We start from the raw sequence: 23,750 nt of genomic DNA, 5'->3' as shown, positions 1-23,750 counted from the left end.
TCGGACAGCTCACCCGGCAAAGGGCCCCCGGACAATCGGGGGCCCTTTCCGTATGCCGCGCCATTCCCAATTTCTGGAACACGTTCTACGGTGTGCGCCGTCAGGACCGGCCTGGGAAGCCTGGAGGCGCCGTGCACCTCGAATACACGCCCGAGCAGCAGCGGCTGCGCACCGAACTGCGCTCGTACTTCGCCGAGTTGGTGCCGGACAACGCCTACGCCCGGCACGGCGACCCGGCCGCCCAGAAACGCTTCTACCGCGACACCGTCCGGCGCTTGGGTACGGACGGCTGGCTCGGCGTGGGCTGGCCGAAGGAGTACGGCGGGCGCGGGCTGACCGCGATGGAGCAGTTCATCTTCTTCGACGAGGCCGCCCAGGCCGGCGTACCGCTGCCGCTGATGGCGCTGAACACGGTCGGCCCGACGATCATGCAGTTCGGCACGGACGAGCAGAAGGCGTACTTCCTGCCGAAGATCCTCGCCGGCGAGATCGACTTCGCGATCGGCTACAGCGAGCCCGACGCGGGCACGGATCTGGCGTCCCTGAAGACCCGTGCGGTACGGGACGGCGACGAGTACGTCGTCAACGGGCAGAAGATCTGGACGACCAACGGAGACACCGCGGACTGGGTGTGGCTGGCCACCCGAACCGACCCCGACGCCCCGCCCCACAAGGGCATCACCATGCTCCTCGTCCCCACCACCGACCCCGGCTACTCCTGCACCGTCATCAACACCCTCGCCTCGCATGACACCACGGCCAGCTACTACGAGAACATCCGCGTCCCCGTCAACCGCCGCGTCGGCGCCGAGAACCAGGGCTGGCGGCTCATCACCAACCAGCTCAACCACGAGCGCGTCACCCTCGCCGCGCACGGCACCATGGCCATCCGCGCCCTCCAGGACGTGCAGCGCTGGGCCACGGAGACCAAGCTCGCCGACGGCCGCCGCGTGATCGACCTGCCCTGGGTGCGCCGCCGCCTCGCCCAGACCCACACCAGACTCGACGCGATGAAGCTCCTCAACTGGCGGATGGTGCACGCCGTCCAGAACGGCACGCTCACCCCGCAGGACGCCTCCGCGGTCAAGGTCTACGGCTCCGAGGCGCGCCGGGACGCCTACGCCTGGCTGATGGAGATCGTCGGCGCGGTGGGCGCGCTGAAGGAGGGCTCCGCGGGCGCGGTGCTCCACGGCGAACTGGAGCGCGGCTACCGCTCGGCGGTCATCTTCACCTTCGGTGGCGGCAACAACGAGATCCAGCGGGAGATCATCTCGTGGATCGGTCTGGGGATGCCGAGGGTGCGGCGTTAGCCTGCAGAGGTGACGGACATCCAAGCAGGTGACCCCGGGCTGTTCGGACCGTCCTCGGTGACCTGGCAGATGCACGGCGACCCGATGATGTGGGTCGCCGGGGTCCGTGCGCTCTACCTCCAGGCGCTGCACCCGCGGGCCGTGCGCGGAGTCATGCAGAACTCCGACTTCCGGCGCGATGCCTGGGGCCGCCTCATGCGCACCGCCAATTTCGTCGGCACCATCAGCTACGGCACCACCGAAGCCGCCGAGCGGGCCGGCGCCCGCGTCCGGAAGATCCACAGCATGCTGTCGGCGACCGACCCGGACACGGGGGAGCGGTACGGCGTCGACGAACCCGAGCTGCTGCTGTGGGTGCACTGCGCCGAGATCGACTCCTACCTCCAGGTCGCGCGTCGCTCCGGCTTCGTACTCACCGACGCGCAGGCCGACCACTACATCGGCGAACAGCGCGTGAGCGCCCGCCTGGTGGGCCTCGACCCCGACGCCGTACCGGCCGATCAGGAGGAGATGGCCGCCTACTTCGAGAAGGTGCGGCCCGAACTCGCCGTCGGACCCGAGGCACGCGCAGTGGACGACTTCCTGCTTCGCCCGCCGACGCACCCCCTCCTCGTCCCCGCGCGCGAGGCGCTGTGGCGGCGCGTGGCCCGACTGGCGTACGCCGCCCTGCCGCCGTACGCCCACGAGCTGTACGGCAGACCCGCCCCGAAACCCGACACCGTCACCCTGCAACTGCGTGCCACGGGCAACCTGCTTCGCTGCATTCCCGCACGTCTGCGCTGGCAACTCCCGCCCAAACACATCCTGCGCGCCATGTCACGGCTCGGCCCCGGCTCCCGCCCGGCACCGTACAAACTCGGACGATAGCTCGCCATACTGGACGAGTCAGGGGTGGGCGGGACGAATAGTTACGGGGGCGATCGCAGCAGATGGGGGACAGCAGGCTGATCCAGGGCCGGTACCGGCTGCTCGATCTGATCGGGCGGGGCGGCATGGGCGAGGTGTGGCGATCGCGCGACGAGTCGCTCGGCCGTCATGTCGCCGTGAAGTGCCTCAAGCCCCTCGGCCCGCACCACGACCAGTCCTTCACCCGGGTCCTCAGGGAACGCTTTCGCCGCGAGGCGCGCGTGGCCGCTGCCCTCCAGCACCGCGGGATCACCGTCGTGCACGACTTCGGCGAGTCCGACGGCATCCTCTACCTGGTGATGGAACTCCTGGAGGGCCGCAACCTCTCCCAGCTCCTGGAGGACAACAAGCATCACCCGCTGCCGGTCGGCGACGTCGTCGAGATCGCCGACCAGGTCGCCTCCGCCCTCGCCTACACCCACCAACAGGGCATCGTGCACCGGGACCTGAAACCCGCCAACATCATGCGGCTCACCGACGGCACGGTGAAGATCTGCGACTTCGGCATCGCCCGTCTCGGGCACGACATCGGCTTCACCTCGCGGCTGACCGGTACCGGCATCGCCATGGGCACCCCGCACTACATGTCCCCGGAACAGATCGGCGGCTCCGAGGTCGACCAGCGCAGCGACCTCTACTCGCTGGGCTGCGTGCTGTACGAGATCGCCACCGGCGTGCCGCCGTTCGACCTCGACGACGCCTGGGCGATCCTCGTCGGCCACCGTGACACCCCGCCCCGGCCGCCGCGCAGCCGCCGGGCCGAACTCCCCGAGTACCTCGAGAAGATCATCCTGGACCTGCTGGCCAAGCTCCCCGAGCAACGCCCGCACGATGCCCGCGAGTTGGGTCGGCGTATCGGCCTGGGCCGGGCCACACCGACATACGTACCGACCGTCGTGACCCCGCAGCCGGTGCTCCGGCCGCCCGAGCAGGTGCCTTCCCGCGAGGCCCGGCTGCCCTCGTGGACCCGCGGCATGACCACCGGCCACAAGGCCACCGGCGCCGGTCTCAGCTCCACGCCTCCGGACGCCTCGGCGGGCCTCACGGGCGAATGGATTCCGCGGCCCGCGAACGGCCGGAGCGACGACCCCGTCCCCGACCGGCTCCCCGCCCCCTCCCCGCAGACCCTCACCGCCCTCGCCGGACGGCACAACGCCGGCCTCAGTCTGGGACGCCTCGGCCGCTGGGCGGAGGCCGGCGAGGTGCACCGCGCGGTCGCCGCCGAACGCGCCCACCTGCTCGGCCCCGAGCACCCCGACACCCTCGCCAGCCGCTACGAGGTCGCCTTCACCCTCAGCCGCACCGGCCGCGCCGCCGACGCCCTGCAGGAGTACAAGTTCGTGGCCGCCGCGAGAACCCGCGCCCTTGGCGCCGACCACCCCGACACCCTCGCCGCCCGCCAGGAAATGGCGTATGTACTGGGCCAGTTGGGCCGCCACTTCGACGCCCACCAGGTGTACACCTCCGTGCTCGCGGCCCGGGAGCGCGGCATGGGCCCCGACCACCCCGACACCTTGCGCTGCCGCCACAACCTCGCCTTCAACCTCAGCAGACTCGGCCGTCTGGAGGACTCCTACCGCATGGCCTGCGACGTGGCCGCAGCACGCGCCCGCGTGCTGGGCCCCGATCACCCCGACACCCTCGTCACCCGCTACGAAGTCGCTTACGCCCTAGGCCAGTTGGGCCGCTGGCCGGAGGCCCTGCAGACCTACCGCGAGGTCGCCGAGGCCCGCGCCCAGGCCCTCGGCCCCGATCACCCCGACACCCTCGCCGCCCGCTACGAGGTAGGCATCAGCCTCGGCCGCCTGGGCCGCAGCGCCGAGGCCCTCACCCTCTACCGCGACCTCATCGACGATCGCACCCGCGTCCAGGGCCCCACCCACCCCGAGACCCTCCGTGCCCGCCACGGCCTCGGCGTCAACCTCGGCCGCCTGGGCCGCTGGGAGGAGGCCCTCGCCGAGTCCCGCGACGTCTGCGCCATCCGCGAGCGCGTCCTCGGCCCCGACCACCCCGACACCCTGGTCAGCCGCCGCGAGGTCGCCGTCGGCCTCGGCTGGCTGGGCCGCTGGTCCGACGCCCTCACCGAGTACCGCCGCGTGGCCGCCGCCCGGGAACGCGTCCTGGGCCCCGACCACGCCGACACCCTCGCCAGTCGCAACGACGAGGCCCATTGCCTGGAACAGCTCGGCCGGGGCGCCGAGGCGGTTGAGGTGTACCGCCGGGTGGCGGTGTTGCGGCAGCAGCGTGCGTCGGGCGGGCGCTGACCCCGTCGCCGTAACCCCCTGGCCGCTGACGATCATCGCGTGTTACCAAGAACCATGGCTGCACACGAGGGACACCGGACATACGACGCCGTGATCGTCGGCGGAGGCCACAATGGCCTGGTCGCCGCCGCCTACCTGGCCCGGGCCGGACGGTCCGTACTGGTCCTGGAGCGGCTGGACCACACCGGGGGCGCCGCGGTCTCCACCCGCCCCTTCGCCGGCGTGGACGCACGGCTGTCGCGCTACTCCTATCTGGTCAGCCTGCTGCCGAAGAAGATCGTGCGCGACCTCGGCCTCGACTTCCGCGTCCGGGCCCGCACCATCTCCTCGTACACCCCCGTGGAACGGGACGGCCGGCCCACCGGACTCCTGGTCGGTGGCGGCGAGAGGCGCACCCGGGAGGCCTTCGCCCGGCTCACCGGCTCCGACCGCGAGTACGAGGCCTGGCAGCGCTTCTACGGCATGACCGGCCGCGTCGCCGAGCGGGTCTTCCCGACCCTCACCGAACCGCTGCCCACCCGCGAGGAACTGCGCCGCCGCATCGACGACGACGAGGCCTGGCGGACGCTGTTCGAGGAGCCCATCGGCGCCGCGATCGAGGACCGCTTCGCCGACGACCTCGTGCGGGGCGTCGTCCTCACCGACGCCCTGATCGGCACGTTCGCCGACGCCCACGACCCCTCACTGGCCCAGAACCGCTGCTTCCTCTACCACGTGATCGGTGGCGGCACCGGCGCCTGGGACGTCCCCGTCGGCGGCATGGGTGCCCTGACCGACGCCCTGGCCGGCGCGGCCCGGGACGCGGGCGCCGTCATCGCCACCGGGCACGAGGCCCTCCGTATCGACACCGACGGGCGGGCCGCGGAGATCACCTACCGCACGGCGGACGGAGAGGGCGTCGCAGCCGCCCGCCACGTTCTCGTGGGCGCCTCCCCGCAGGCCCTCGCCGAACTGACCGGCGACACGCCCCCGGCCCCCGCAGAGGGTGCCCAGCTCAAGGTGAACATGCTCCTCAAGCGGCTGCCGAGGCTGCGCGACAGCTCCGTCGACCCGCACGAGGCGTTCTCCGGCACCTTCCACATCGCCGAGGGCTACCAGCAACTCGCCGCCGCCCACGCCCAGGCCGCCTCCGGCCGACTCCCCACCGCGCCGCCCTCGGAGATCTACTGCCACTCCCTCACCGACCCGACGATCCTCGGCGGCGACCTCGTCGACCAGGGCTACCAGACCCTGACGCTCTTCGGCCTGCACACACCCGCCCGGCTCTTCGAACGGGACAACGACTCCGTACGTGAAGAGCTCCTGAAGTCCACCCTCGCCGGGCTCGACGCCCACCTCGCCGAACCCCTTGCCGACTGTCTGGCGACCGACGCGGACGGGCGCCCCTGCATCGAGGCGAAGACGCCGCTCGACCTGGAGCGCGACCTGCGCCTGCCCGGCGGCAACATCTTCCACCGCGAACTGACCTGGCCCTACGCCCAGGACGGCACCGGCCGGTGGGGCGTGGAGACCCGGCACGCGAACGTACTGCTGTGCGGGGCGGGCGCGGTGCGGGGTGGGGGAGTGAGCGGGGTGCCGGGGCACAACGCGGCCATGGCGGTGCTGGAGGCGACGGGCGAGTGAACGGTTCAGCGCGGGACTTCTACGACTCGCTCGCCGCCGACTACCACCGCATCTTCCCGGACTGGGAGGCGAGCATGGCCCGCCAGGCCGCGGCCCTGGACACCCTCGTCGGCCGCGAACTCGGCACCGGGCCGCGCAAGTTGCTCGACTGCGCCTGCGGGATCGGCACCCAGGCGATCGGGCTCGCACGTGCCGGCCACCAGGTCGTCGGCAGCGACCTGAGCCCCGTTGCCGCCGCGCGGGCCGCGGTCGAGGCCGCGGCCCGCGGCGTCGCCCTGCCCACCCTGGCGGCGGACATGCGCCACCTCCCCTTCGCGCCGGGCGTCTTCGACGTGGTCGTGTGCGCCGACAACTCGCTCGCCCACCTGCTGTCCGCGCCGGATGTGGCGGCTGCCCTGCGCGAGATGCGACGGGTGCTGACGGACGACGGCCTGCTCCTGCTCACACTCCGGGACTACGACGACCTCCGCCGAACCCGCCCCGCCTCCACACCGCCCCAGGTCTCGCACGGCACGGACGGCCGTTCGATCACCTTCCAGCTGTGGCACTGGCACGACGACGGCGAACGCTACGACCAGGAGTACTTCCAGCTCGTGCCCGAAGGAGAAGGCTGGGGGGTGCGGGTCCGCCGCGCCACCTCCTGGGCGCTCAGCCGGGAAGAGGTGACGGATGCCGCCACCGCAGCCGGCTTCACCGAGCTCGCGTGGCGCATGCCGGACATCAGCGGTTTCTACCAACCTGTCCTGGCTGCGCGGGCGTAGGCCCCCGGATACTTCATCCCCGGCCAGGCCCAAGACCCCCGTACTCACGCCAAGGGACGGCCGAGTGCGGTCGTTTCCTGGGAGCTCTGACGGCGCTCTCAGCGGCTCGGCGCCGGTCGCCGCCGCGGGGGCCGCGGTCGAGGCCGCCGCCCGCGGCGTCGCCCGGGCCGGATGGGGCGGCCGATCGGGACGGCCGGCACACGATCCGTGGCCCGCACGCGCATGGAGCACCGGCCGCAGACTCTGCGCGGCGGCTCACAAGGGCCTTCCCGGGCCTGATGAAGGCCGAACGGCTCTTTCGTGGCACAGGCACAGGGGAGTTGGCTGTCGCCTGGACCCACAGTCCGTCGGCCCGGGTTTCCTCGCGGTTCGCGCAGGCCTGCGGGGGCCCGGCCCGGGCGGAGCCGTCTTCTCCTCCGCCCGGGCCGTCGAAACCGGAGCAGTGGCGTGCCGATGGTCGCGCCCGGATGCAGAGACGCTCAACGGCCGGTCGCGTCCCCAGGGCGGGGCAGCGTCGCGTCGGCGAGTCTCATGCCCGTGATCAGGCCGGGACGGATCCGTACGACGTGGTCCATGGGGTGATCGAGCCAAGGCTGGACCAGGGCCTGGCAGCGGGCCACCTCCGCCGGGTCCGTGACCAGGTGGCAGTAGCCGGTGACGACGACGCTCCAGCCGAGACGGGTGACCACGTCGATGTCGTCGCCCCGTAGGCGACCACCACCCCGTGCGGCCGGCTTTGCCGGGCGCGCGAGGAGCGCGGTGTCCTCATGGGTGCGGATGACGATGTCCCCGCGGTCGATCACATGGTTGACGGGGCGGGTGGTGGGCAGCGCCTGCCTGGTGAAGACGAGCCGTCCGAGGGGCACCGTGCCGAGCAGCCGGAGGGCCTCCTCGGGGGGAGAGGCCGACCAGGCGGCGCGGGCCGGCAGCGACGGTCGCGATGGCCCCGTGCGTCCTGACGAGGCGAGCGCCGCGTCGAGGCGCAGCCCGGGACCGCCGACAGGTCTGACGACCTCCATGGAAAGGGCTTCGGACACCCTGTGCCAGGGCCATTGGACCCTAGTCATCGGCCGGGCCTGCTGACTTGACTGGTCCCGCGGTCCCGCCCGTGGCGCTTGGATCCCGCCTTCGGACTCGGTACGGCGGTCGCGTCCGCAGGCGGTGGCACATCCCCGGCCGGTCCCTCCGCTCGCGCCGAGTCGGCAGTGGCGGATCAGCCGAGCCCGGGCAGGGCGGGGCCGCGCAAGCGGGAACGAGCACGAGAAGCGCGGTACGGCCGGAAGGGGCACAGGATGATCGCGGCGGTGGGGTACGCGGAGCTGACCCCCGACATGCTGACGGTGGTGGAGGCCGACCTGCGTGCGGTACTGGAGCGCCTGCCCGAAGGCGTGCCGGGGCTGGTACGCGCGGGAGCGGGGGTGCCGGTGGCCTTCGCCCGCGCCGTGCGGGCATCGGGGCGGGAGCTGATCGTGGTCGCCCCGACGCAGGGGATGGTGCCGGCACTGCTGCCGCGGCGTGACCGGATGGCCGTCGGCGAGCTGCTGGCCCTCGCCCAGCAGGTGCGCCTGCTGGAGTTCGACCCCGGCGACCGGGACGCCTGCATCGGAGCCGACGAACGCATGATTCTGGGATGCCGTCAGGTGCTGGCCGTATGGGACGGATCACCCTCCAACGGCCGCGACGCCACCGCGCACCTGGTGGCCTACGCCCGCGCCCGCGGCATTCCGCTGACCGCGGTGCCGCCGCCCGATGCCGGCCCGGGGGGCGGACCCGGCCCCGAGCGTCCGGGTCACGACCGCCGACCGCACAGTGGCGAAGACCGTAGGACCATCGCGAGCGCCCGGCCCATCCACACGACCCACGAGGCGGCAACACCCCGATGACAGGGACGATCACGACCACGACCGCGCACCACCGCACCGAAGACCTGGAAGGCAGACGGCCAGGACAGAACGCACCCGAGGGCTCGACAGGGGCCTCGCGAGCCTTCGCCTGGCTGCTGATCGTGTCGGGAGCGCTGGGAGTCCTCGCTTCCTACGTCATCACCGTCGACAAGTTCCAGCTCCTGCAGGACCCCTCCTTCTCGCCGTCGTGCAACCTGAGCCCGGTGCTGTCGTGCTCGAACGTGATGCGCAGCGGTCAGGCGTCCGTGTTCGGCTTCCCCAACCCGCTGCTGGGGCTGGCCACTTACCCGGTGGTTGCCTTCGTCGGCTTCGCGGTACTGGCCGGGGCGCGCCTGCGCCGCTGGTTCTGGCTCGGACTGAATCTCGGCACGCTGTTCGGGGCGGGGTTCTGCATGTGGCTGATGACGCAGGCGCTGTACGAGATCGGCGCGCTGTGCCTGTGGTGCTGCCTGGCCTGGGCGGCCACCATCGCCATGTTCTGGTACACCACCGTGCACAACCTCCGCCACGGCGTCATCCGCGCTCCCCGCGTGCTGGTGGCCGGGGTGCGGGAGTTCCACTGGGCGGTGCCGGTCACCTGGTACCTGAGCATCGTCATGCTGATCGGCACGCGCTTCTGGGACTACTGGCAGACGCTGCTGTGAGCCGTCGGCCGTGCGAGGAAGGCCTGGAGGGCCGCACCGGTGCGGGTGCACAGGGGAGTCGGATGGCGGATCAGCTCGCCCAGTAGGCCGCGCCCGCAGGCGGCCTGACCGATCCGGGCCGCGAGGTCGTCGGCCATGCCCACCGGCAGCAACTGCGACAGCCGGTGCCCGTCGCCGATCACGCCGAGGGCGCCGTACTGGGCGTCGGTGAGGGCGACCGCCGCCGCCACGATGCTCTGAAGCACCTGGGCGAGTTCGAGACCGCGCCCGATGTTCGTGACGGCGTCGAGAAGGCTGTGCATACGTTCCGGCACGTCGAGCCGAAGACGCGACGGTGCCACAGCCGGGCGTGGTGATTCGGACATTCCCGACGCTCCTGACCGGTCGTCGCGCCGTAGCCCACGACACCGGAAGGGGCTCCTCTCCCTTGTGCGGGCGCAACGGGACTCAAGAGGGGCCGTTGGCCCCTACGTTCCCCTCGCACAGGAGCCGTTGGACCCTATCGGGACCCCGCACCCCACGGACGATCATGTGGCGGCGGCCGGGAAGTGCCGCGCTCTCCCCCGTGGGTGCGGCCCTTCCCGGTTCGTCGACGACATGAGCAGACCGGGAGGACATCGTCCGGTGGACGAGGCACAGATCGAACAGGTGACGAACGCTCCGAAGACGCGGATACGCTCCGCGGGCCGGGAGGCGGTGGTCCCGGCAGCCGGGCCGACAGCCCGGCCGGCGTGGACGGAGTGGCTGACGACCACCGACCACAAGAAGATCGGGACGATGTACCTGGTCACCGCGTTCGCGTTCTTCATCGTGGGCGGTGTGATGGCGCTGCTGATGCGCGCCGAACTGGCCCGTCCGGGCCTGCAGATCATGTCGGCCGAGCAGTTCAACCAGGCGTTCACGATGCACGGCTCGATCATGCTGCTGATGTTCGCCATGCCGCTGTTCACCGGCTTCGCCAACTGGATCATGCCGCTGCAGATCGGCGCCCCCGACGTGGCCTTCCCGCGGCTGAACATGCTGGCCTACTGGCTGTTCCTGTTCGGCTCGTCGATCGCCGCGTTCGGCTTCCTCACCCCGGGCGGTGCCGCCGACTTCGGCTGGTTCCTGTACGCGCCGCTGTCCGACGCCGTGCACTCACCGGGCCTCGGCGCCGACCTGTGGATCATGGGCGTGGCACTGTCCGGCTTCGGCTCCATCCTCGGCGCGGTCAACTTCATCACCACCATCGTCTGCATGCGCGCACCCGGCATGACCATGTTCCGGATGCCGATCTTCACCTGGAACGTGCTGCTGACCGGCGTCCTGGTCCTGATCATCTTCCCGGTGCTGGCGGCCGCGCTGTTCGCGCTGGAATGCGACCGGAAGTTCGGCAGCCACGTCTTCGACGCGGCCAGCGGCGGCGCACTGCTGTGGCAGCACCTGTTCTGGTTCTTCGGCCATCCCGAGGTGTACGTCCTCGCCCTGCCGTTCTTCGGCATCGTGTCCGAGGTGATCCCGGTGTTCAGCCGCAAGCCGATGTTCGGCTACATGGGTCTGATCGGTGCGACGATCGCCATCGCGGGCCTGTCCGTGACCGTGTGGGCGCACCACATGTACGTCACCGGCGGCGTGCTCCTGCCGTTCTTCTCCTTCATGACCTTCCTGATCGCGGTCCCGACCGGCGTGAAGTTCTTCAACTGGATCGGCACCATGTGGAAGGGCTCCCTGTCCTTCGAGACGCCGATGCTGTGGGCCACCGGATTCCTGATCACCTTCGTCTTCGGCGGTCTGACGGGCGTGATCCTGGCTTCGCCGCCGATGGACTTCCATCTGTCCGACTCGTACTTCGTGGTCGCGCACTTCCACTACACGGTCTTCGGCACCGTCGTGTACGCGATGTTCGCCGGATTCCACTTCTGGTGGCCGAAGATGACCGGCAAGATGCTCGACGAGCGCCTCGGCAAGATCACGTTCTGGACGCTCACGGTCGGCTTCCACACCACCTTCCTGGTCCAGCACTGGCTCGGCGTGGCGGGCATGCCCCGCCGCTACGCCGACTACCTGGCCGCCGACGGCTTCACCGCCCTCAACACCCTGTCCACCATCGGCTCGTTCCTGCTCGGCCTGTCGCTCCTGCCGTTCTTCTACAACGTCTGGAAGACCGCCAAGTACGCAGAGCCGGTCGGCGTCGACGACGCGTGGGGTTACGGTCGCTCGCTGGAGTGGGCGACGTCCTGCCCGCCGCCGCGCCACAACTTCCTTTCCCTGCCGCGGATCCGCTCCGAGTCCCCGGCGTTCGACCTGCACCACCCGGAGATCGCGGCACTCGACGAGGTGGGCTGAGCCGTGGCTCATGGCGTCCTGGCCCTGGGGGCCGGGCTGGTGACGGCCGCGGGCTGCGTCTGGTACCTGCCGGCCCTCGCCGAACTGCGCGCCGGAGCCGACCGACCGGACTCCCGCCGCACCGCGGCCGCGGCCTGTCTCACCGGCTGGACGACGCTCGCGGCCGTCGCCGTACTGCTCCTCGCCGATGTGGCGTGGCAGGCGGTCTGCGCCATCGCGGTGGCGGGTGCGGCCGGCGCGGCTGCTCTGCGGATCCGTGCTGCCGCACAACACCGCCACGAGGTACGGGAGATCGCCCGGCACTGGGCGGCACTGGACCTTGGCCTGCCCCAGCACGGCCGAAGCCAGGACTTGTCGCGGTACGTCTTCGCCGCCCTCCTCGCCTGTGGTCTGGTCGCCGCCGTGGTCACGTGGCCGTCGCCCTGACCGTCGGGCCGAAAGACCGGCGCTGCCACCACCGCGCGCGGGCCGAGTTCAACGCCCGCCGGGGCCATCGGCGCGCAGGAGCCGGGCGACTGCCTGACGCGGATCCACATCCTGGACCCGGTCACCGGCGCCCCGTCGCGCCGGGTGGGTCGAAGGTCCCGGCAGGCCGGTGCCGGACGGGACCGGCCGGTGCCCTGTACGGCACTGCTCGCGATCAGCCCGGACGACGAACATCGATGGCGAGATACAGGTACAGGAGAGGATCTGCGATGACCGCGACCGTGACAGGCGGCCCCCGGACCGACGCATGGCGGGAGTTCGCCGGGACGGGGTGGCGTGAGCGCATCGACGTGCGTGACTTCATCCAGGCCAACTACACGCCCTACGAGGGTGACGCGGCCTTTCTGGCCGGCCCCACCGAGCGCACCCGGACCGTCTGGGAGAAGGTCAGCGCACTGTTCCCCGAGGAGCGGACGCGCGGCATCCTCGACGTGGACACCGCGACCCCGTCGACGATCACCTCGCACGCCCCCGGCTACATCGACCGCGAACGGGAACTCGTCGTCGGCCTGCAGACCGACGCCCCGCTCAAGCGCGCCATCATGCCGGGCGGCGGTCTGCGGATGGTGGAGAACGGGCTCAAGGCGTACGGCTACGAGCCCGACCCGTTCGTGACGAAGGTCTTCGGCACTTACCGCAAGACGCACAACGACGGCGTGTTCGACGCCTACACCCCGCAGATGCGCGCCGCCCGCAGGGCCGGCATCATCACCGGCCTGCCCGACGCCTACGGCCGCGGCCGGATCATCGGCGACTACCGGCGCGTCGCCCTGTACGGCACCGACCGCCTCACCGAGGCCAAGCGCGCCGAACGCGCCCGGCTCGACACCCGGCCCTCCTCCTCGGACGTCATCCGCGACCGCGAGGAACTCGCCGAGCAGATCAAGGCGTTGGGTGAGCTCACCCGCATGGCGGCGGCCTACGGCTGCGACGTCTCCCGGCCCGCCGCCACCGCGCACGAGGCCGTGCAGTGGCTGTACCTCGGCTTCCTCGCGGCCGTGAAGGAACAGAACGGCGCCGCCATGTCGCTGGGCCGCACCTCCACCTTCCTGGACGTCTACCTCCAGCGCGACCTGGCAGCAGGCGTCATCGACGAGACCCGTGCCCAGGAGCTGATCGACGACTTCGTCATCAAGCTGCGGCTCGTACGGTTCCTGCGCACGCCCGAGTACGACACCCTCTTCTCCGGCGACCCGACCTGGGTGACGGAGTCGATCGGCGGCATCGGCACGGACGGCCGCCCGCTGGTGACCCGCACCTCCTTCCGCTTCCTGCAGACCCTGTACAACCTCGGCCCCGCCCCCGAACCGAACATGACCGTGCTGTGGTCCCCCCGACTGCCCGCGGGATTCAAGGAGTTCTGCGCCCAGGCGTCCATCGACACCAGCGCCGTCCAGTACGAGTCGGACGACCTTATCCGCCCGCGCACCGGCGACGACACCGCGATCGCCTGCTGCGTCTCGGCGATGGCGGTGGGCAAGCAGATGCAGTTCTTCGGCGCCCGCGTCAATCTCGCCAAGGCCCTGCTCTACGCCGTCAACGGCGGCCGCGACGAGATGACCGGCGACCTGATCACCCCCGAGATGCCCCCGCTGACCGGCGAGTACCTGGACTACGACGAGCTGTCGGCGGCGTACGACCGGGTGCTGGACTGGCTGGCGCAGACCTACGTCAACGCGCTCAACGTCATCCACTACATGCACGACAAGTACGCCTACGAACGCATCGAGATGGCCCTGCACGACCACCCCGTGCACCGCTTCATGGCATGCGGCATCGCCGGCCTCTCGGTGGCGGCCGACAGCCTCTCGGCCGTCAAGTACGCGCGCGTGAAAGTCATCCGGGACGCGACCGGACTGGCCGTCGACTTCGAGACCGAGGGCGAGTTCCCCGCGTACGGCAACAACGACGACCGCGCCGACGCCCTCGCCGTCGCCCTGGTGGAGTCGTTCATGGCGAAGGTGCGCAAGCACCCCACCTACCGGGACGCCGAGCACACCCAGTCGGTGCTGACGATCACCTCCAACGTCGTCTACGGCAAGCACACCGGCAACACACCCGACGGGCGCCGCGCCGGACAGCCCTTCGCGCCGGGCGCCAACCCCATGAACGGCCGCGACCGGCACGGCGTCGCCGCCTCCGCGCTGTCGGTGGCGAAACTGCCGTACGAGCAGGCCCGCGACGGCATCTCGCTGACCACCACCATCACCCCGGAGGGACTCGGTCACGTCCCCGAGGAGCGCGCGGGCCACCTCGTCGGCATCCTCGACGCCTACATGGCATCCGGTGGATTCCACATGAACGTCAACGTCCTGAACCGGGCGGTCCTCAAGGACGCCATGGAACACCCGGAGAAGTACCCGGAGTTGACCATCCGGGTCTCCGGCTACGCCGTCAACTTCGTCCGCCTGACCCGCGAGCAGCAGCTCGACGTGATCAGCCGCACCTTCCACGGATCGCTGTGAGCACCGCGACCGACCGGACGACTGTGCCGGGACTCCACCCCGAAACCGGACTCGCCCGGACAACGGGCCGGATCCACTCCTGGGACCTGTCCACCGGCGTGGACGGTCCCGGAACCCGGTTCGTGCTCTTCGTCAGCGGCTGCCCGCTGCGCTGTCTGTACTGCGCCAATCCCGACACCTGGCACATGCGCGACGGACGGGAGGTCACGGTCGACGAGGTGATGGCGGAGATCGACAAGTACCGGGCGTTCATCACCACGGCCGGGGGAGGGGTGACCATCACCGGTGGTGAGGCGCTGCTCCAGCCCGCCTTCACGGCCGACGTGCTGCGCCGCTGCAAGGAGGCCGGACTGCACACCGCCCTGGACACCTCCGGCTTCCTGGGCGCCCGCGCCGGCGACGCACTCCTCGCCGACACCGACCTGGTCCTGCTGGACATCAAGTCCTTCGACGTCCTCACCTACCGGGAGCTGACCGGAGGCGAACTCACCCCCACCCTGGAGTTCGCCCGGCGCCTGGACCGGCTCGGCAACCGGATGTGGATCCGGTACGTACTGGTGCCCGGCTGGACCGACTCTCCGGACGCCGTGTACGGCCTCGCCCGCTTCCTCTCCGGCCTCGGCAACGTCGACCGTGTCGACGTCCTGCCCTTCCACAAACTCGGCGCCGCGAAGTACGACGCCCTCGGCATCCCCTTCCGCCTGCGCCATACGCCCACCCCGGGCCCTGACCTGGTCGGGCGGGTCCGCGACCAGTTCCGCGAGCTTGGCCTGGACGCGTACTGACCGCTCGGGCCCCGCCCTCGACAACGGCGCCAGAACCGGCCCTGGCCCCCAACAGCCTTCAGAAACGGGGATGTTGGGGGCCAGGGCCGGTGTCACGCCACCGGTTGCCGTCCGGTGCACCTACGCCGGCCGGTCTTCCCCACCGCCGTAGTACGCCGTGCGCATGAGCCTCTGCATGTCGACGCCCGGTCTCCTCCACCGCGAGCCGGGCCAGCGCCGTGTGCTGGTCCAGGGCGGCGACGGACGCTTTCTTCACGATGTGGTCGACCTGCTCCTGGCCGAGGGCCTCGTAGTCGGCCAGTGCCTTGAGCCCGTTGGTGACCAGGCGGTCCACGGCGATGGCCGTGTCCGACGGTGCGCCGGCAGGGTCTGTTGCCTCGGTCCGGGGTCGGTCGTCGTGGCGGGTCATGGGAGGACTGCCTCCGTCTCAGAGAGGGGGCCGCCGGTTCGGCGGCACAGGACGGGAGCGGCACCGCGAGGGATCGGTACCGCTCCCACCAGCACCCTCTATGAGCTGCGCCTGATCACCCAGGTCCCGATGGTCCCCTGGAGGGACTGATGGGCCCCGAAGCTGCGGACCGGTCGGCCCGCGTGCGGCCGGTCATCCGTACAGGACGCCGGGGAAGGGCGGCCTCCCGGGCGGCCGGGTGTCGTCGATGCGGAAGGTCAGGCTGTCGACGACACCGACCACTCCGTCCACCCGATACGTCAGCCGAACCACGAGGGGGATGTCGGTGCGGTGCTCCAGCTGTCCCTTCAGGGTGACCATGCCGTCCCGGACCGAGGCGATCACGGTGTGGGGCGGCAGACACATGGCGCGGGTCAGCACGTCGTCGGTCACCTCCCGGCGGATCTCCTCGTCGGTGCGCAGGAAGACGCGCAGCAGGTCGCGGCGGGTGGCGATGCCGATCAGCCGGTCCTCCTCGTCCACGACCGGCAGGCGCTGGATGCCGTGGCGTTCCATCACCCGGGCCGCGTCCGCCACCCGCTGTTCGGGATGCACGGTCACCGCGGGCGACGACATCAGATCCCCCGCCGTGCCCGGGCGGACGACGGCGGCCCTGCGACGGCCGAAGCGGCCGAGCGCGGGCACCCGGAACCGCCGGGCCCGGCCGGAGACGGAATGCGCCGCCTGGCAGCGGATCAGATCGGACTCGGAGATCACTCCCACGACCTTGTCGTCGTGGTCGACCACGGGCAGCCCGCTGATCCGGTGTTCGTCCAGCAGCCGTGCCACGTCCTTGAACGGTGTCTCACGGCGGGCCTCGACGACCTCCCGGGTCATCACCTCGCCGACGATGCGGGCCATGACGCTCGCTCCCTTCCTGCGCTGTGCCGACTCGACCGGCCGATGGCTTTGGACGCAGCGGACGCGAAGGCCTCCGGGGCAGGACCACGGGCTCCGGCGATCGCCGCGACCGGCGCCGGCCCCCGGGCGCATCCGAGCGCCGGCCTGGACACTCCTCCAGCCTCCCTGCCGGACGCCCGCCGGAGCAGGGGCCGAGGGTCCTGCGACCGAGGACGAACCGCCCCACTCCTGGTGGACGCATGGCCGGGAGCCGACCGCGAGGGTCGCGGTCGCTCTCCGCCGCATTCAGTGTTCGGAAGCCGCGAGCCGGGATGGAGCGGGCCTCAGGCCAGCGTGGCCTTGAGCACGTCGAAGGCGGTCCTCGGGTCGGCCAGGGCGTGATGGATGCCGGGGATCTCGCGGTCGTCGAGGCCGAGGAGGCCGTACACGGCATGCATCGCGCCGCGCACGGAGTACTCGACGGTGAAGACGACGTCCTCCGGGATCTCCGTGAACTGGCCCAGGAACGCGAAGTTCGCCGCACCGCGCGGAATGACCAGCGGCCGGTCGTGGCCGGTGCGCGGGGCGAACTGACTGGTGATGTACGGCATCATCACCGGTATCACCGTCGTGGTGGCCGCGATCTGCTCCTCGATGTCCGACAGACCGAGGTGGCCGAGGAGCTCGGTGAGGATCTCCCGCCCGGTCGCGCGCGCCATCGGCTTGCCGACGAAGTCGCCGTCACGGTCGACGAACAGGCCGTAGCCCCACAGCGTGTACACGTCCTCCGGCTGCCCCTCGAAGTGCGGGGCGTGCGGCACCACGATCGACATCAGCCAGCCGGAGTCCTTGAACGTCATGAGCGCACCGGTGCCGGGCAGGTTGCCGGACAGCTCCTCGATCCGGTGCAGCAGGAGCGGGCTGCGCATGGTCAGGGTGAAGGACTCCCACTTCGCCTCGTCGACATTGCCGTTGAAGGCGGTGGGCCGGCCGAAGTCGTCGGCCTTGGCGGCGAGGGTCTCCCACAGCCGCCATCCGCCGTCGCGCTTGTCGCGGATCAGCTCCGGCGCGGCGTCGTCGTTGCCGTAGGCGGCATCGGCGGTCATCGAGCCCAGCGTGATGAACGCGAGGTCGTCGTCGGTGAGTTCGTACGTGTCCGGCCGGCCGTCTCGTTCGACGTGCAGGCGGCGTATGCGCCGGGCGCCCCGCTCGTCGGTGGCGAAGTCGGCGTCGGTGACCCGCACGCCGTACTCGAAGCGCACGCCGTGGGCCTCCAGCCAGGTCCGCAGCGGCCGGATGATCGAGTCGTACTGGTTGAGGCGGGTGCGACGTACACCTGCCAGGGTGTGCATGCGCGGAAACTCCTGCAGGAAGCGCAGCAGATAACGCTTGAGCTCGATGGCGCTGTGCCAGTTCTGGAAGGCGAAGGTCGTGCGCCACATCGCCCAGAAGTGGGTCGCGAAGAAGTGCGGCGAGAAGAAGTCCTCGATCCGGCGGGCGCCGATGACCGCCTCGGGCAGCACCAGCAGCCGGGTCAGCTCCAGTCGGTCGCGGGCGTCGAGGCCGTAGTCGGCGGCGTCCAGGATCGTGGTGCCGTCGCCGATCAGGCGGGCCTTGGCGTCGGTGGGCCACTTGGCGTTGAACTCGGTGATCTCCTGGCGCACCGACACCGACGCGTCGGTGAGGGTGGGGATCGTCTCCAGGAGGTTCCACAGGCACGTGTACGCCTCCTCCTCCAGCATCCGGCCGCCACGGGTGACATATCCGGCGCTCCCGCCGCTGCCGTCCATGGAGCCGCCGGCGACGGGGAGTTCCTCCAGGATGTGGATGTGCTCGCCGGGGAAGCCGCCGTCGCGGACGAGGAAGGCGGCGGCCGCCAGGGAGGCGATGCCGCCACCGGCGAGGTAGGCGTGGGACGAGTGCGGGGCGTCGGTCATGACGCGCCTCCGTTCTGCCGCCCGGATCTCCCGGGCGGCCGGCAGTGTTCAGGATCCTGCGGGCCGGAGACCGCCGTGATCCGGCGGCGCGGCGTGCGGGAGCGGCGCCGACGACACCTGGCCCGGTGCGGCGCTCGCGGTACTCAGTCAACTCCCGGGGCGGTGGCGCAGGCCGGGGCCGGATGTCCCTGCCTGTCTGCCGAGCGGCCCTGGCCCACGACTACCGGGAGACCATCTCCCCCTGCCGTATGACCGGCACCAGGGTCCACCTCAGTCCTAAGGGACTGTTAGGACTTCGTTCCCGATGTTGAGTGGCCCTGCGCCGGCGTCGACTCTGTGAACTCCCGGGCCGCAGACAAGGGAGTTCCGATGGCCACACAGAGCATGACCGGGCGCGCGCACAAGCCGCGTCGTGACGAACGCAGGGTCGTCAGCAACATCCTGCGCGGATCGATCGGCAACCTGATCGAGTGGTACGACTGGTACGCCTACACCGCGTTCAGCGTCTACTTCGCCGCCGTCTTCTTCCCCTCCGGCGACCAGACCGCCCAACTGCTGAACACCGCCGCGGTGTTCGCCGTCGGCTTCCTGATGCGGCCCATCGGCGGCTGGGTGCTCGGCCGCTACGCCGACCGCCATGGCCGGCGTGCGGCCCTGACCTTGTCGGTGACCCTCATGGCCGCCGGTTCGCTGATCGTCGCACTGACCCCGTCGTACGGCTCGATCGGGGCCCTCGCGCCGGTGTTGCTGGTGACCGCGCGGCTGCTGCAGGGCCTCTCGGTCGGCGGTGAGTACTCGACCTCGGCCACCTACATGTCGGAGGTGGCCTCGCCCGGCCGCCGCGGCTACTACTCCAGCTTCCAGTACGTCACCCTCATCGCCGGCCAGCTGACGGCCCTCGGCCTGCAGATCATCCTGCAGCAGGTGCTCAGCACCGCCCAACTGGAAGCCTGGGGCTGGCGGATCGCGTTCGTCGTCGGCGCCGCGGGAGCGGTCGTGGTGCTCTGGCTGCGGCGCGGCATGGACGAGTCGGAGAGCTTCGAGCGTGCCGCCGCCGGGGGCGAGGAGAAGGAGGACGGTGGCCCGGCGCGGGGCAGCGTGCGGCTGCTGCTGTCCTACCCGCGGCAGTGCCTGACCGTCGCCGGGCTGACCATGGGCGGCACGCTGTTCTTCTACACGTACACCACGTATCTGCAGAAGTTCATGGTCAACACCAGCGGTATCGCCAAGCCGACGGCGGCCTGGATCAACTTCTTCGCGCTGCTCGTGTTCGTCGTGCTCCAGCCGGCCGTCGGTCTGCTGTCCGACCGGCTGGGGCGCCGCCCGATGCTGATCGCCTTCGGGGTGCTGGGCGCCGCCGTGGTGGTGCCCTCCCTCACCCTCCTTTCCCACACCAGCGATCCCGTGTACGCGTTCGTGCTCATGGTCGTGCCGCTGGCCGTCAGCTCGCTGTACACCTCGATCAGCGCGGTGGTGAAGGCCGAGCTGTTCCCGACCTCGATCCGGGCGCTCGGCGTCGGCCTGCCCTACGCGCTGACCGTGGCCGTGTTCGGCGGGAGCGCCGAGTACGTCGCCCTGTGGTTCAAGAACGCCGGGCACGAGAGCTGGTACTTCTACTACGTCACCGCCTGCGTGCTGATCTCGCTGCTCGTCTACATTCGGATGCGCGAGACGTCGGACGGATCGCCGCTGGACGAGGAAGTCTCCCGGTCGTAGGGCCGACGGGACGAAAGGAGGTGACCGTGCGCGTGCTCCTGGCCGAGGACGACGACGGAGTGGCCGGTGCGCTGACCGAGGTCCTGTACGAGCACGGTCACCTGCCCACCCGGGTGCGGCGCGGCGAGGAGGTCCTGGTCCGACACCGCCAGGCCGACCTGCTGCTGCTCGACCTCGGCCTGCCCGATCTCGACGGCCTGGAGGTGCTGCGCAAGCTGCGCACCGTGAGCGGCCTTCCGGTCGTGGTCCTCACCGCGCGCGGCGACGAGCGGTCGGTGGTGCGCGGTCTGCGGCTGGGCGCCGACGACTACCTGGTCAAGCCGGTACGGCTGGCCGAACTGCTGGCCCGTATCGAGGCCGTCACCCGCCGCGCCACGACGCCGGCCGCTCCTGCGCCGCGCACGGTCCGCGCCGCCGACGTCGAGGTCGACCTCGACGCACGCCGGGTGACCGTCGGCGGCGCCGAGGTGCGGCTGACCACCAAGGAGTTCGCGGTCCTCGCCGCGCTGGCGGCCCGGCCCGGTACCGCGGTCAGCCGTCAGCAGCTGATGGACGAGGTGTGGGGCGACGCCTACCTCGCCGTGTCCCGCTCGCTCGACGTCCACCTCACCCAACTGCGGGCCAAACTCGGCCGCCCCGAGGTGCTGACCACCATCCGGGGCTTCGGCTACCGGTTCGGCGGTTGAGCCGGCCGGGCCCCGCCATGCGTACCCGGGTACTGACCGTCGTGCTGGCCTTCGCCGTGCTCGCGGTGGCCGGCTTCGCCCTACCGCTGCTGGGCGTGACGGCGTCCCAGCGCACCCAGCAGCTCCTCGCTGCGCGCACCGCCGATCTCGACCGCTTCGCCTCGCTGGCCGAACAGGCCGCCGAGGGCGGCGACACCGGCGCGCTGACCGCCGAGGTGACCCGCTACACGCAGCTGTACGGCGAGGCGGTGGTGGTCGTCGACGCCCGCCGCGCCCCGGTGGTGCAGACGGGCGGCATGCGTGCGGCCGACCCCGCCGTCGCCCGCCTGGTCGACGCGGTGCTGCGCAACCAGCGCGTCTCGCCCGGGGGCACGCTGCGCCCCTGGTCCCATGGCGCGCAGATGCTGGCTCGCCCGGTCGGCACCGGCACCCGGGTGTCCGGGGCCGTCGTCCTGCGCGCCTCGGTCCGGGCCGCCGCCGCCGACATCGCCCTGCGCTGGGCGCTGGTCCTCGCGGGCGCGGGTCTGTTCGCCGTGGCCTGCATGCTGCTCGCCCGCGCCGCCACGCGGTGGGTCGTACGCCCCCTGCACCGCCTCGACCGTGCGGTCGGCGCGCTGGCGGCCGGGCTGCCCGCCGAGCACGCACGCACCGGCGGACCACCGGAACTGCGCCAACTGGCCACCGGCTTCCACCGCATGGCCGACGCGGTGACCACGGCACTGGAACAGCAGCGCCGCCTGGTGGCCGACACCTCGCACCAGCTGCGCAATCCGCTCGCCGCACTGCGCCTGCGCATCGACTCGCTCCAGTCCCGCCTGCCCGCCTCCGCCACCCGCACCTACAGCGGGGTCACGGCCGAACTCGAACGCATGGAGGATCTCCTCGACGACCTGCTGACGCTCGCGAACGCCGAACACCGCGCAGGCGAACTCTCCGTCACGGACGGGCGGGGAACCCGCTGCGACGCGACAGCGGTCGCTGCGGCCCAGGCCCGGCTGTGGCAACCGGTGGCCCAACAGGGCGGGGTCCGCCTGGAGTTCGCCTCCGGCCCGCCCGTCCTCATGACCTGCACGGAGGGCGAACTGGCCCAGGTGGCCGACATCCTCCTCGACAACGCGATCAAGTACGCCGGCGAAGGCGCCCGAGTCGAGACGCGCTGCTTCACCCAGGGCGCGGACGCGGTGTTCGAGGTACGCGACAACGGGCCGGGCCTGGCCGACGGGGAATTCGTCCGGGCGGGCACCCGCTTCTGGCGCTCGGAGCGCCACCGTGAGGTACGCGGCAGCGGCCTCGGCCTGGCGATCGCCGGGCAACTGGTCCACGGTCGCGGCGGGCGCGTCGAGTTCGCGGCGGCCGAACCGCACGGCCTGCTGGTCCGAGTCGTGCTCCCCAAGGAGCAGAACGGGGCCACGACATGACCGCAGAGCAAGCGAACGGCATACCCGGCACGCAGGCACACGGCCGCACCGCCCGCCGCACCGCTCTGCGGGCCGCGCTCGGCACGGCATGCACCGGACTGCTGGCAGGCGCCGCGGCAGCCGACGCACGGCACGCCGACCGTGGCGCGGAAGGCGTGGTGCGCATCGCGACCGGCGAGGCGGACGGGTTCTACGCGGCCTTCGGCCGACTGCTCGGCGAGCAGGTCACGGCGGTCCGTCCCCGGCTGTCCTGCCAGGTGATCCAGAGCGAGGGAAGTGTCGCCAACGTACGGCTGCTTGAGGCACGGCGGACCGAGGTGGCGCTGGCCCTGGCCGACATCGCGTGGGCCGCGTACGGCGGCTCCGCACCGTTCGGCCGCCGTGTCCCGCTGCGCGCGATCGGCCGGGTCTACGAGAACTACATCCAGCTGGCCGTGCGCGCCGACGCGAGCGTCCGCAGCGTCGCCGAGCTGGCGGGGCGCACCGTCTCACTGGGCGCGCCCGCATCCGGCGGAGCGGTGCTCGGCGACCGGCTGCTGCGCGCGGCGGGCCTCGTCCCGGGCACCGACGTACAGGTCCGCCACCTGCTGATGCCGCAGGCGGCACGCGCGATGCGGGACGGCGACGTCGACGCCCTGTTGGTCGCAGGCGGCGTCCCACTGCCCGTGCTCTCACGCCTCGACACGCGCCCCGGCATCCGCCTCCTGCCGCTGGCCGACCTGCTGCCCCGGCTGCGCACCGGTCCGGGCCGGGCCGGCTCGGGGCTGGAAGCGGTGACGGTGCCGGCGGGGGCGTACCGGGGAACGCCCGAGGTGGCCACCATCGGCGTGGCCAACCTGCTCCTGTGCCGCCCCGACCTGCCCGGGCCCATCGCCGCCGCCCTCACCCACGTACTGGTCCAGCGGGCCACGCGCCTCGTTCCCGCCACGGCGCTCGGCACCCAGTTCCTCGACGTCCGCAGCCTGATCTCCACCGGCGTGGTTCCCCTGCACCCCGGGGCCGTCGCCGCCTATCGGGAACTGCACGGCTAGCGCGTCGCGACGGGCAGCGGGGGTCGGCCCCGAGGGGCTGTTGATCATGAGCGTGTGAGTGAGATCTCGTTGTCCGTGGACAACGGATCTGCCTAGTCTCCGGGGGTCCGTCCCGGGCGGCCTTCGCCGCCGGAACGCCGAGTCCTGCGAAACACGTCAGCGGTCCGACCAGGACAGCTCACCTCGCAGGCGCCGTCGAGG

Annotated in this window: 18 protein-coding genes and 2 pseudogenes; 15 read left to right on the top strand and 5 right to left on the bottom strand. The window is 71.4% G+C overall.

Features of this window, described 5'->3' with window-relative positions; genetic code table 11:
- Positions 1 to 131 precede the first annotated feature (131 nt).
- The 5 genes from ACWDAG_RS04650 to ACWDAG_RS04630 all read left to right on the top strand — a co-directional run bounded on the left by ACWDAG_RS04650 (position 132) and on the right by ACWDAG_RS04630 (position 6,864).
- Positions 132 to 1,310 (top strand): acyl-CoA dehydrogenase family protein, encoded by a 1,179-nt coding sequence (locus tag ACWDAG_RS04650; protein WP_450694126.1) that lies wholly within the window; start codon positions 132 to 134, stop codon positions 1,308 to 1,310.
- Between the two features lie 69 nt (positions 1,311 to 1,379).
- On the top strand, positions 1,380 to 2,177 hold the full coding sequence (locus tag ACWDAG_RS04645; RefSeq protein WP_450694387.1) for an oxygenase MpaB family protein: 798 nt from the start codon (positions 1,380 to 1,382) through the stop codon (positions 2,175 to 2,177).
- 62 nt (positions 2,178 to 2,239) lie between these two features.
- On the top strand, positions 2,240 to 4,480 hold the full coding sequence (locus tag ACWDAG_RS04640; RefSeq protein ID WP_450694125.1) for a tetratricopeptide repeat protein: 2,241 nt from the start codon (positions 2,240 to 2,242) through the stop codon (positions 4,478 to 4,480).
- 54 nt (positions 4,481 to 4,534) lie between these two features.
- On the top strand, positions 4,535 to 6,103 hold the full coding sequence (locus ACWDAG_RS04635; RefSeq protein WP_450694124.1) for a phytoene desaturase family protein: 1,569 nt from the start codon (positions 4,535 to 4,537) through the stop codon (positions 6,101 to 6,103).
- The gene (locus tag ACWDAG_RS04630; RefSeq protein WP_450694123.1) at positions 6,100 to 6,864 is read left to right on the top strand and encodes a class I SAM-dependent methyltransferase; all 765 of its coding nucleotides are present in this window, start codon (positions 6,100 to 6,102) and stop codon (positions 6,862 to 6,864) included. The genes ACWDAG_RS04635 and ACWDAG_RS04630 overlap by 4 nt, the downstream gene beginning before the upstream one ends.
- 479 nt (positions 6,865 to 7,343) lie before the next feature.
- Here the strand turns inward: ACWDAG_RS04630 and ACWDAG_RS04625 are convergent, their stop codons facing one another.
- Positions 7,344 to 7,883: a pyridoxamine 5'-phosphate oxidase family protein gene (locus ACWDAG_RS04625; protein WP_450694122.1), complete on the bottom strand. Its 540-nt coding sequence runs from the start codon at positions 7,881 to 7,883 to the stop codon at positions 7,344 to 7,346.
- A gap of 273 nt (positions 7,884 to 8,156) precedes the next feature.
- Between ACWDAG_RS04625 and ACWDAG_RS04620 the strand changes: the two genes are divergently transcribed.
- A complete protein-coding gene (locus ACWDAG_RS04620) occupies positions 8,157 to 8,747 on the top strand; it encodes a hypothetical protein (protein ID WP_450694121.1) in 591 nt (196 codons plus the stop codon).
- Positions 8,744 to 9,412: a vitamin K epoxide reductase family protein gene (locus ACWDAG_RS04615; protein ID WP_450694120.1), complete on the top strand. Its 669-nt coding sequence runs from the start codon at positions 8,744 to 8,746 to the stop codon at positions 9,410 to 9,412. Before ACWDAG_RS04620 ends, ACWDAG_RS04615 begins: the two co-directional genes overlap by 4 nt.
- A gap of 50 nt (positions 9,413 to 9,462) precedes the next feature.
- On the opposite strand, the pseudogene ACWDAG_RS04610 reads toward ACWDAG_RS04615, so the two are convergent.
- Positions 9,463 to 9,714: pseudogene (locus tag ACWDAG_RS04610) on the bottom strand (histidine kinase); the annotation flags it as partial.
- 322 nt (positions 9,715 to 10,036) lie between these two features.
- Between ACWDAG_RS04610 and ctaD the strand changes: the two are divergent.
- The 4 genes from ctaD (at position 10,037) to pflA (ending at position 15,473) form a co-directional block, all read left to right on the top strand.
- Complete coding sequence (gene ctaD / locus ACWDAG_RS04605) at positions 10,037 to 11,737, top strand: aa3-type cytochrome oxidase subunit I (protein WP_450694119.1); 1,701 nt, start codon at positions 10,037 to 10,039, stop codon at positions 11,735 to 11,737.
- A 3-nt stretch (positions 11,738 to 11,740) separates the two neighbouring features.
- Positions 11,741 to 12,163: a hypothetical protein gene (locus ACWDAG_RS04600; protein WP_450694118.1), complete on the top strand. Its 423-nt coding sequence runs from the start codon at positions 11,741 to 11,743 to the stop codon at positions 12,161 to 12,163.
- Between the two features lie 269 nt (positions 12,164 to 12,432).
- Positions 12,433 to 14,688 (top strand): formate C-acetyltransferase, encoded by a 2,256-nt coding sequence (gene pflB, locus ACWDAG_RS04595; RefSeq protein WP_450694117.1) that lies wholly within the window; start codon positions 12,433 to 12,435, stop codon positions 14,686 to 14,688.
- 23 nt (positions 14,689 to 14,711) lie between these two features.
- Positions 14,712 to 15,473, top strand: coding sequence for a pyruvate formate-lyase-activating protein (gene pflA, locus ACWDAG_RS04590; protein WP_450694386.1), 762 nt, complete (start codon positions 14,712 to 14,714; stop codon positions 15,471 to 15,473).
- Positions 15,474 to 15,654: 181 nt separating this feature from the next.
- Here pflA and ACWDAG_RS04585 read toward each other — a convergent pair.
- The 3 genes and pseudogenes from ACWDAG_RS04585 to ACWDAG_RS04575 all read right to left on the bottom strand — a co-directional run.
- Positions 15,655 to 15,882 (bottom strand): annotated as a pseudogene (locus ACWDAG_RS04585) (hypothetical protein); the annotation flags it as partial.
- Positions 15,883 to 16,074: 192 nt separating this feature from the next.
- Positions 16,075 to 16,782 (bottom strand): CBS domain-containing protein, encoded by a 708-nt coding sequence (locus ACWDAG_RS04580; protein ID WP_450694116.1) that lies wholly within the window; start codon positions 16,780 to 16,782, stop codon positions 16,075 to 16,077.
- A 323-nt stretch (positions 16,783 to 17,105) separates the two neighbouring features.
- Positions 17,106 to 18,698, bottom strand: coding sequence for an oleate hydratase (locus ACWDAG_RS04575; protein ID WP_450694115.1), 1,593 nt, complete (start codon positions 18,696 to 18,698; stop codon positions 17,106 to 17,108).
- Between the two features lie 369 nt (positions 18,699 to 19,067).
- Between ACWDAG_RS04575 and ACWDAG_RS04570 the strand changes: the two genes are divergently transcribed.
- Genes ACWDAG_RS04570 through ACWDAG_RS04555 form a run of 4 tightly spaced genes read left to right on the top strand, consistent with a single transcriptional unit; the run spans position 19,068 to position 23,549 of the window.
- Positions 19,068 to 20,414: an MFS transporter gene (locus ACWDAG_RS04570; protein ID WP_450694114.1), complete on the top strand. Its 1,347-nt coding sequence runs from the start codon at positions 19,068 to 19,070 to the stop codon at positions 20,412 to 20,414.
- A 26-nt stretch (positions 20,415 to 20,440) separates the two neighbouring features.
- Entirely contained in the window at positions 20,441 to 21,100 is a 660-nt protein-coding gene (locus ACWDAG_RS04565; RefSeq protein WP_450694113.1) for a response regulator transcription factor, read from the top strand.
- 17 nt (positions 21,101 to 21,117) lie between these two features.
- Positions 21,118 to 22,518: an ATP-binding protein gene (locus ACWDAG_RS04560; protein ID WP_450694112.1), complete on the top strand. Its 1,401-nt coding sequence runs from the start codon at positions 21,118 to 21,120 to the stop codon at positions 22,516 to 22,518.
- Positions 22,515 to 23,549 carry a TAXI family TRAP transporter solute-binding subunit gene (locus ACWDAG_RS04555; protein ID WP_450694111.1) on the top strand — a complete coding sequence of 345 codons (1,035 nt, stop codon included), beginning with the start codon at positions 22,515 to 22,517 and terminating at the stop codon, positions 23,547 to 23,549. The genes ACWDAG_RS04560 and ACWDAG_RS04555 overlap by 4 nt, the downstream gene beginning before the upstream one ends.
- Positions 23,550 to 23,750 lie beyond the last annotated feature (201 nt).

Source organism: Streptomyces sp. NPDC001157, assembly GCF_053598255.1.
Note: the sequence above shows the minus strand (reverse complement) of the source record. Positions and strands in the feature narration are given on the sequence as shown.